The organism is Pedobacter sp. 01N416, from assembly GCF_056399685.1.
Map to the genome: position 1 here is coordinate 1 of NZ_JBFTRT010000202.1, position 8,028 is coordinate 8,028.

The window sequence follows — 8,028 nt, forward strand, 5'->3', positions numbered from 1 at the left end:
ATTCCGATGCGTTACCCTTCTAGAGACCGTACGGTGGAAATGATCTTGAAAGAACCCAATGCAACATGGTATGATAATATCAATACCAGCAAAAAAGAAACATTATCTGACCTGGTTAACGAAGCTTTTAAATATAGTTGCGATAGTTTGGAAAGACGCTTTGGGCCGATAAACAAAGATTGGGACTGGGCAAATGTAAAACAGACCAATGTGCCACACCTGGCCAAAATACCAGGATTCGGCTCGAAAGTTTTACAGATTGGTGGCGCGAAAACTGCCATTAATGCTTTGAGCGAAGCCAACGGACCTTCATGGCGGATGGTGATCGAACTGGGTAAAACGCCAAAAGGACATGGGGTTTATCCAGGCGGCCAATCAGGCAATCCCGGAAGCAAATTTTATGATAATATGATCGATACCTGGGCAAATGGCAAATTGTACGATCTGTTTTATATGCAAAGTCCTGATGATAAATCGGGTACGATTATTTCTCGTTTAAAAATTTCTAAATAGGCTAAAATGGTTTTCATTGTTATATTAATAATCTGTTTCCTTTTACAAATGATTGCCCCCTGGTGGATCATTATTGTAATTTCATTTGCTACCTGCGGCATTATTGGCAAAACAGGAAAAATAGCCTTTTGGCAGTCTTTTCTTGCTGTTTTCTTACTTTGGATCGGATATGCTTTATTTAAAAGCTTGCCTAATGATAACGTCCTTGCTGGCCGTGTGGCCGTGATGACTGGTGTAAAATTGTGGTGGGCACTGCTGTTGGTTACGGGAATTTTAAGTGGCCTGGTTGCCGGTATTAGCGGTTACTGTGGTTATCAGTTCCGCATGGCGATGTTGGCAAAAAAAACTGACGAGAAAATAGCATAATGCTTTGTACTTTTGCCTTGTGAATTTAACAGCTAACGATATATTTTCTGTAAAAAGTACCGATGCGTTTAACGCCCTTGCCTTAAGCGTTTTTAAGTTACAGGCGCAAAACTGCAATGTTTACCGTGAATATATCTTTCATTTAGGTGTTGATGCTGATGAAGTGAGCGAAATTGCACAGATCCCTTTTTTACCCATCAGTTTTTTTAAAAGCCATTCCATTCTCAGCAGTACCGATCCTGTCGAAATTACTTTCAGCAGTTCAGGCACAACGGGTATGGTACAGAGCAGCCATCATGTAACCAATGTGAAATTATATGAACAGAGCTATCTACAGGCTTTTGCACAATTTTACGGGGATATTACTGAATATTGCTTTTTGGCTCTGCTCCCATCCTACCAACAGCGAGCTGGTTCATCATTAATCTACATGGTGAACGATCTGATCGAAAAGAGCAAACACCCACAAAGTGGTTACTTTTTATACAACCATGATGAACTGCTGAAAACCCTCCTGGATCTTAAATCAAAAAAACAGAAAACCGTTTTAATTGGTGTTACTTATGCCCTGCTCGATTTTATAGAACAGTTTGAAATCGATTTCCCCGAGCTGATTGTAATGGAAACGGGAGGAATGAAAGGGAAACGTAAAGAAATGGTTCGGGAAGAACTTCATGAACAATTGACCAAAGGGTTCGGCGTAAGTGCGATCCATAGCGAATATGGAATGACCGAGCTACTTTCTCAGGCTTATTCTTTGGGTGAAGGTATCTTTAACTGCCCCAGCTGGATGAAGGTTTTGATCCGCGACACCAACGATCCTTTAAGTTTGATGGCGAATGGCAGGACTGGTGGTATCAATGTAATCGATCTGGCCAATCTCAATTCTTGTTCATTTATTGCTACGCAGGATTTGGGCAGAATAAATCCTGATCAAAGTTTTGAAGTATTGGGCAGGTTTGACAATGCCGATATCAGGGGTTGTAATCTTTTGGTGCAGTAAACTTTAATTTACCTTATCCGAACAGCTTGCGCATAAACCGGTAGCAATCAGGTTAAGGTGTTCTACTTTAAATCCTGCCGGAACTTTTAATGCCGGAATTTTAACGGTATCCAAACAGTAAATTTTATGACAGTTATCGCAGTTAAAATGCACATGTTCATCATGGTGTTCGTGTGCACTGCAGCCATCAGAACAGATGGCATAATTGGCTGTGCCCTGCTGATCTAAAACCTTATGTATAATCCCTTTTTCTTCAAAAGCCTGCAAAACACGGTATAAAGTAACCCGGTCAGCATTCTTGCCCATCACCTGCTCCAAGTAAGGCTGAGATGTTGCAGAATCTCTTCCACTCAAAATCTCCAGCACCTGCAAACGTGGGGCAGTTCTTTTTAGTCCGTTTTTAACCAAAAGTTTTTCGAAACGTGCTGTTTTGTTTTCCATAGCAATACAAAAATAAGCAATTAATTAATCAGTTTGGCATGCTTGATGCTTATTGGGGGTGCATAGCTCGCATCTTTTTGCTCTAATTTCAAAACCCCTCTAACCCGGATAGGTTTTTCACTATACGGTACTGCATTTTCCATCTCTATCATAATCATTACCGGAATACCATTTTGCCCACAAAAATAACATTGGTTAATGGGCAGGGTTGCCAAAAGAAATTTTTGTTGTTTCTGTCCGCTTTTTATAGGGATCAGGTAACCTGTTAAATCAAACTCCCTATTCTCAAAACGTCTGATCGATTCAGTAAACAGGGGCAAAAGTTCGTTCTTTTCGGTGAGTTCAAATTTCACCGAGCCGATTACATCCCAGTTCAAAGATCGCAACTGATCTTTTGGGTTGTGCTTTTGCGTTTGTGCACTAACTGAGCAAACGGAAAACAGAAAGAAAATAAAATGCAAATATCTCATCGTTTTATAGCATCTAAAAGAAAAAAAGTAGATCGGCTATCACCAGAATCGTTGATTATAAATTTGCCTTTCAGGGTAATGGGCTCTTCGGTCCAGGTAATCGGTTTTAAAGTCTTCACTTCTATCATCGAAGGGATATCGCCCGTGCCGCAATACGGGCAGGAGGCAATGGGCACAATAGAAAACATAAACTCGCTGAAGCTATTGCCAACTTTAGTAGGGATAATATACCCAGGGATTTCAATGATCTTGTTGTTGATTGCCTTTAATGCAGGTGGAAAAACAGCCTGCCAAACCAATGGTTTTACCTGCTTATCGTACTTTAAGCCAATCAGGTTCCAGGTGGGCGTGCGCATATCGGTATGTACATTTACCTGCGCAACAGCTGTAAAAGAGATCAATGTCAATAAAACCGTTATATATTTTTTCATCATAACTGTTTTGCATTTAAAAGAAAAAACTCGCTCCTATCATCACCCGAATCGTTAATAACGAATATCCCTTTCAGTTTGATCGGTTTTTCGGTAATGGGAATAGCCGTTAACATTTTCACCTGCACCATTGATGGAATATCGCCCGAGCCGCAGTACGGACAGGAGGCAATGGGTACAATAGAGAACATAAATTCGCTAAATTTCGACCCTACCTTTGTGGGAATGATGTAACCAGGCAGCTCAATAACCTTATTGTGTAATGCCTTTAATGCAGGTGGAAAAACGCTTCCCCATTTCTTCGGAGCAATTTCGGCATCATACCTTAAACCGATCAGGTTCCAGGTAGGCGTGCGCATGTCGGTATGTACCTTAACCTGCGCCGCTACTACGTGGATAACTAAACATGAAACAACCAATAAAAGCAATTTCTTCATCGTATTAACCTCAACCGGGTTAGCTGTTTTTGGTTAAAGTTTCGGCAATATCAACCTTGTAAATCTGCATAGCAGGAATAAGCGAGGCTAAAGCGCCGATAAACAGCCCGATCCAGATTAAATATACTTCCTGTGGAATTGCAGTAAGCCCTGTTAATTTTGCCTGAGAAGATTCCTGATAGGCACCGATTACCTCAAGGGCAACATGCCCGATCAACAAACCCAAACAGGCGCCGATAAATGTAACCAAAACCCCTTCAAACATGACCAGGAAAAAGAGTTTCGATTTTGATGCACCAAGACAGCGCATAATGGCCAGGTCGTATTTCCGTTCTTTCATGGCGTTATAAAGGCTGATAAAAATACTCAGGGCAGCAATCCCCATAATAAATATGGCGAACCATTGTAACGTATCAATCCCAACACCGATCAGTGAAAACAACCTTGCACTTTCCATCGCCGGAGAGGCCGCCTGCATGTTTGTACTTTGGTTAACCATCCGCGGGAAAAGAATCACCGACATTGGCGATTTATACTGGATCAGCAAGGCTGTAATCTGTTTATCGTTAATCTCTTTGGCTTCTCCTCCAGAAACGTGGCTATGGCCCTCAACATGCTTCTCTTCATGCATTTTATAAACACTGCCAATATTAGTGAGGATCAGATTATCGGTTATATTTCCTTGTGGTTTTAAAATCCCTTTTACCTGATAAGCATGTTGTTTATGAACATCACCATTCCCGGTTAAACCATGTGCGCCGAAAAAAAAACCGCCAATCTTGAGCCCTGATGTTAATGCAACAGTGCTACCAAGGGTTACTTCTAAATCTTTATGCCAAAAACTGCCCTTTTGGATAGATAAACCGTAAAGATTGGAGAAAGTACTATCAGTGCCAACAATCCGGTAGCCGTTATAATTATCGCCCAATGCCAATGGAACAGCCCTTTTAACCATAGGGTTCTGCATTAATTTGTAGGCATCTTTAGCCGGAATATTTCCCGTTGGGTAATCGATATGGTAAACGCTACTTAATATCAACTGTAAGGGGCTTCCTTTTGCCCCCACAACCAGATCGATATCCTTGGCATTTTTTTCCAGTTTGTTACTAATCTGTGTAGAAGCCAAAAAGAGAATAGACAGGATGCTTACACCAAAGGCAACTAAAATAATATTCAAAATTGTTGTTAGCTTATTCCTGACGAGGTTTTTGCTACTGATTTTAAAGATATTCATTAGAGTAGATAGGTTTTAGTAATGTGGTCCCGAACCCTTCGGTCGTGCGTGGCGATGATCAGTGCAGCTCCATTATCTTTAGCCTGGGTAGTCAGTAGCTGGATTACCTGATTGGCATTTTCATCATCTAAGCTAGATGTAGGCTCATCAGCAATCAGCAGATCAGGTTTGTTTACCAATGCACGCGCCACCGAAACCCTTTGCAACTGCCCCTGACTTAATTGGTCAGGATAATTTTTAGCCAGCTCAGCAATACCCAGATCGTGCAAAAGTGAAAGATTCCGTTCATGATCTACAGGTAGCCCAGCCATTACCGCAGCGAGCGCTAAGTTATCGAGCACATCAAGTGAACGAATAAGATGTGGCCTTTGAAAAATGATTCCGATATGTCTTCCCCTGAACCTATCCCGCCCTCTTGCAGGCAGCGTATATAAATCGGTTCCATTAATTAAAACCTCACCCTGGCTTGGCTCCAAAAGACCAGAAATAATATTGAGCAGTGTGCTTTTCCCACTACCAGATGCACCGAGTAAAAGCCATTGCTCCATATCTGCGATTGCCCAGTCAGGAAATTTTAATCTTCTCCCCTTCTCATAAACATGTACCAGTGAACTGATCTTAATCATGATGTAACACCTTTTGCACTTTTTTTACTGCCAGATTTTTGATGGCATAACGCCTGTACAGTTCTATTCCATCATTTGCACCGTGCTTACAGGCAGGGTTTAACATGGTGATGAACAACAACGCCGGGATAAACAGGATTTTATAATTCTTTGACATATTAGTTAATAAGGATAAATTTTTAGTACTGGTGATCGATGGGACAAGACTTGAGCATTCTTAAATTGATATAATGGGCAGTCGCAATGGTAAATCCACCAAGCGGAATCAAAATCGGTTCCAGCAGCTCAATTCCCGAAAAATGCCCGAATGCAATGCAGGCAAAGCCTGAAATAAGTACCAGGATTGGCATAATACGGTGATGTTGTTTCCGGTAGGCAGCACTTAAGCTCCAGATACCAATAATCAATGAAACTGCAATCATCGTAATTTCAACTGCTTCATTGGCCAGGAACCCCATACCCCACATCGGCAAAACAGTGATCAGGAATGGTAATGCCGCGCAATGTATGGCACAAAGTGTTGAGGCGGTAATGCCGATCCGGTCGAGGTTGATTTTATAGCTCCGTAGTTTCATTAAAATAAATTTAGTCTGCAAATATAAAAGCAATATAGTTGCATTTAAAATAATCAGAACTATATTTGCAACATAATTGCATTAACATGATAAAGAAATTACCTGTAACCGTATTGAGCGGTTTCTTGGGCAGTGGTAAAACGACACTGCTCAATGCTATATTGAGGAATAAGCAAGATTTAAAAGTGGCCGTTATTGTGAACGATATGAGCGAGGTAAATATCGATGCCGCTATGGTTAAAGATCAGCATGCCTTATCTAAAACCGATGAAAAACTGGTAGAGATGAGCAACGGCTGCATCTGCTGTACCCTGCGGGAAGACCTGATGATCGAAGTGGAAAAACTGGCAAAAGAAAACCGCTTTGATTATCTTTTGATCGAAAGCACGGGAATATCTGAACCCATTCCTGTTGCACAAACATTTTCTTTTATTGATGAAGCTTCGGGTATTGACCTGAGCAGATTTAGCCAGTTAGATACAATGGTAACTGTTGTAGATGCTTATAATTTTTACAGGGATTTTGGTTCGGCAGATAAACTTGCTGACCGCAACATGGTTGATAATGTGGCTGATAAACGCACTATTGTAAACCTACTTACCGACCAGATTGAATTTGCCAATGTAATTTTATTGAACAAGACCGATCTGGTAAGTGATACCGATATTAAGGTCCTCAGGGCACTAATTTCCAAACTGAACCCAAACGCCAAGATTTATCAGACGCTTTTTGGAGAAATAGATCCTGCCTTAATTTTAAACACCAGACTGTTCGATTTTGAATCCGCATCTGAAGGAGCAGGATGGAAAAAAGAATTAGAAGAAATCCATCAGCCCGAAACCGAAGAATATGGAATAAGTTCTACCGTGTTCCGTTCTAAAAAGCCTTTTCACCCTGAAAGATTATGGAATTACATCAATAAGGAATTTCCGCAGAATATTATCCGATCAAAAGGTATATTCTATCTTGCTGCCATGCCAGAGCAAGCAATTAATTTTTCGCAGGCAGGCGGTTCCTTACGCATCGACCCTGCAGGGGTTTGGTGGGCAAGCATGCAGCAGCATGAACGTGAACAATACGTGGACTACCTGGAAAACAGAACTGAAATTGATGCAGATTGGGATAATGATTTTGGAGACCGTAAAAATGAACTTGTTTTTATTGGACAGGAAATGAACAACGATGAGTTAAAAAAATCGCTAGAATATTGTCTTTTAACTGATACAGAAGTTAAAAATTACAAAACAAAAAACACCTTTAAGAACCCTTTCGAGCGTGTTTTACCTTAAAATGAAATAATAGTCGATGAAATGAACAAAATGGTAGTTTTTCGGTGCTATTCTTAGGTTTTATTTTGCGTAAATTTGATTTACCCAACCAAACTTACGCTTATTATGGAACCCACAGAAGAATTAACTTTAGTTAAAACCCGCTTATCTTGTCCGAAGTGTAAAAATTTCGAAACCTACAGGGTACCCAGGGGTTTTCTCTTTAAAACGCTTATGCCATGGATTTCAGTTAAGAGGTACAAATGTTATAAGTGTTTTAATAAGTTTTACGTATTTAATTAGCATCTATAAGTTAGCATCTCATTTAAGCCACGGAAGTGGCTTTTTTTGTTTCAGGATGAAATGTTCTGCTAAAAGCAGATCGCATTATTTAAGCGCGGTATGCTGCAGTTTTTTAAACACATATTCCTTATAACTTGCACCAATGGGCAATTCTTTTGTGCCAATTTCAATGTCGTAAGCGGTAAAAGCGGTTATTTTTTTCAGGTTAACTATAAAGGAGCGGTGTATACGCAAAAAAGCCTTGTCCTGGAGCTCAGTTTCCAAATCGCCGATCTTATATTTCGCTGTGATTTTTTTATCCGTACAATGAATTACTATGTAATCTTTTAAACTCTCCACGTACAATACCTCTTCCTTATTC

Annotated in this window: 13 protein-coding genes; 4 read left to right on the forward strand and 9 right to left on the reverse strand. The window is 40.4% G+C overall.

The genetic code is table 11. From position 1 onward, the window contains the following. The 3 genes from AC1DND_RS12885 to AC1DND_RS12895 all read left to right on the forward strand — a co-directional run. Positions 1-513: penicillin acylase family protein (locus AC1DND_RS12885; protein ID WP_477582120.1), on the forward strand; the 513-nt coding region annotated here is incomplete at its 5' end. Between the two features lie 6 nt (positions 514-519). Further along, a complete protein-coding gene (locus tag AC1DND_RS12890) occupies positions 520-879 on the forward strand; it encodes a hypothetical protein (RefSeq protein WP_215132044.1) in 360 nt (119 codons plus the stop codon). A gap of 19 nt (positions 880-898) precedes the next feature. Continuing rightward, positions 899-1,882, forward strand: coding sequence for a LuxE/PaaK family acyltransferase (locus AC1DND_RS12895; RefSeq protein ID WP_477582122.1), 984 nt, complete (start codon positions 899-901; stop codon positions 1,880-1,882). Between the two features lie 3 nt (positions 1,883-1,885). Here AC1DND_RS12895 and AC1DND_RS12900 read toward each other — a convergent pair whose 3' ends face one another. Genes AC1DND_RS12900 through AC1DND_RS12935 form a run of 8 tightly spaced genes read right to left on the reverse strand, consistent with a single transcriptional unit; the run spans position 1,886 to position 6,096 of the window. Further along, complete coding sequence (locus AC1DND_RS12900; protein WP_057932600.1) at positions 1,886-2,323, reverse strand: Fur family transcriptional regulator; 438 nt, start codon at positions 2,321-2,323, stop codon at positions 1,886-1,888. 20 nt (positions 2,324-2,343) lie between these two features. Then, on the reverse strand, positions 2,344-2,793 hold the full coding sequence (locus AC1DND_RS12905) for a hypothetical protein (RefSeq protein WP_477582124.1): 450 nt from the start codon (positions 2,791-2,793) through the stop codon (positions 2,344-2,346). Then, positions 2,790-3,224 carry a hypothetical protein gene (locus AC1DND_RS12910; RefSeq protein ID WP_477582126.1) on the reverse strand — a complete coding sequence of 145 codons (435 nt, stop codon included), beginning with the start codon at positions 3,222-3,224 and terminating at the stop codon, positions 2,790-2,792. Before AC1DND_RS12910 ends, AC1DND_RS12905 begins: the two co-directional genes overlap by 4 nt. Continuing rightward, entirely contained in the window at positions 3,224-3,661 is a 438-nt protein-coding gene (locus AC1DND_RS12915; RefSeq protein ID WP_477582128.1) for a hypothetical protein, read from the reverse strand. The genes AC1DND_RS12910 and AC1DND_RS12915 overlap by 1 nt, the downstream gene beginning before the upstream one ends. A 19-nt stretch (positions 3,662-3,680) precedes the next feature. Then, entirely contained in the window at positions 3,681-4,895 is a 1,215-nt protein-coding gene (locus AC1DND_RS12920; RefSeq protein WP_477582130.1) for an ABC transporter permease, read from the reverse strand. After that, positions 4,895-5,521 carry an ABC transporter ATP-binding protein gene (locus AC1DND_RS12925; RefSeq protein WP_477582132.1) on the reverse strand — a complete coding sequence of 209 codons (627 nt, stop codon included), beginning with the start codon at positions 5,519-5,521 and terminating at the stop codon, positions 4,895-4,897. The genes AC1DND_RS12920 and AC1DND_RS12925 overlap by 1 nt, the downstream gene beginning before the upstream one ends. Continuing rightward, positions 5,514-5,678 (reverse strand): hypothetical protein, encoded by a 165-nt coding sequence (locus AC1DND_RS12930; RefSeq protein WP_477582134.1) that lies wholly within the window; start codon positions 5,676-5,678, stop codon positions 5,514-5,516. The genes AC1DND_RS12925 and AC1DND_RS12930 overlap by 8 nt, the downstream gene beginning before the upstream one ends. Positions 5,679-5,700: 22 nt before the next feature. Beyond that, complete coding sequence (locus AC1DND_RS12935) at positions 5,701-6,096, reverse strand: MerC domain-containing protein (protein ID WP_057932606.1); 396 nt, start codon at positions 6,094-6,096, stop codon at positions 5,701-5,703. Positions 6,097-6,182: 86 nt separating this feature from the next. Here AC1DND_RS12935 and AC1DND_RS12940 point away from each other — a divergent pair, with 86 nt between their 5' ends. Continuing rightward, positions 6,183-7,385: a GTP-binding protein gene (locus AC1DND_RS12940; protein WP_477582136.1), complete on the forward strand. Its 1,203-nt coding sequence runs from the start codon at positions 6,183-6,185 to the stop codon at positions 7,383-7,385. A 366-nt stretch (positions 7,386-7,751) separates the two neighbouring features. On the opposite strand, the gene AC1DND_RS12945 is transcribed toward AC1DND_RS12940, so the two are convergent. Next, on the reverse strand, positions 7,752-8,028 hold a 277-nt coding region (locus tag AC1DND_RS12945; protein WP_477582138.1), incomplete at its 5' end, for a LytR/AlgR family response regulator transcription factor.

What these genes read in the sequence shown, in the direction of transcription:
- AC1DND_RS12930 (WP_477582134.1), bottom strand. Translation starts at nt 5,678, where the DNA reads ATGTCAAAGAATTATAAAATCCTGTTTATCCCGGCGTTGTTGTTCATC.
- AC1DND_RS12920 (WP_477582130.1), bottom strand. Translation starts at nt 4,895, where the DNA reads ATGAATATCTTTAAAATCAGTAGCAAAAACCTCGTCAGGAATAAGCTA.
- AC1DND_RS12940 (WP_477582136.1), top strand. Translation starts at nt 6,183, where the DNA reads ATGATAAAGAAATTACCTGTAACCGTATTGAGCGGTTTCTTGGGCAGT.
- AC1DND_RS12935 (WP_057932606.1), bottom strand. Translation starts at nt 6,096, where the DNA reads ATGAAACTACGGAGCTATAAAATCAACCTCGACCGGATCGGCATTACC.
- AC1DND_RS12915 (WP_477582128.1), bottom strand. Translation starts at nt 3,661, where the DNA reads ATGAAGAAATTGCTTTTATTGGTTGTTTCATGTTTAGTTATCCACGTA.
- AC1DND_RS12890 (WP_215132044.1), top strand. Translation starts at nt 520, where the DNA reads ATGGTTTTCATTGTTATATTAATAATCTGTTTCCTTTTACAAATGATT.
- AC1DND_RS12925 (WP_477582132.1), bottom strand. Translation starts at nt 5,521, where the DNA reads ATGATTAAGATCAGTTCACTGGTACATGTTTATGAGAAGGGGAGAAGA.
- AC1DND_RS12900 (WP_057932600.1), bottom strand. Translation starts at nt 2,323, where the DNA reads ATGGAAAACAAAACAGCACGTTTCGAAAAACTTTTGGTTAAAAACGGA.
- AC1DND_RS12910 (WP_477582126.1), bottom strand. Translation starts at nt 3,224, where the DNA reads ATGAAAAAATATATAACGGTTTTATTGACATTGATCTCTTTTACAGCT.
- AC1DND_RS12905 (WP_477582124.1), bottom strand. Translation starts at nt 2,793, where the DNA reads ATGAGATATTTGCATTTTATTTTCTTTCTGTTTTCCGTTTGCTCAGTT.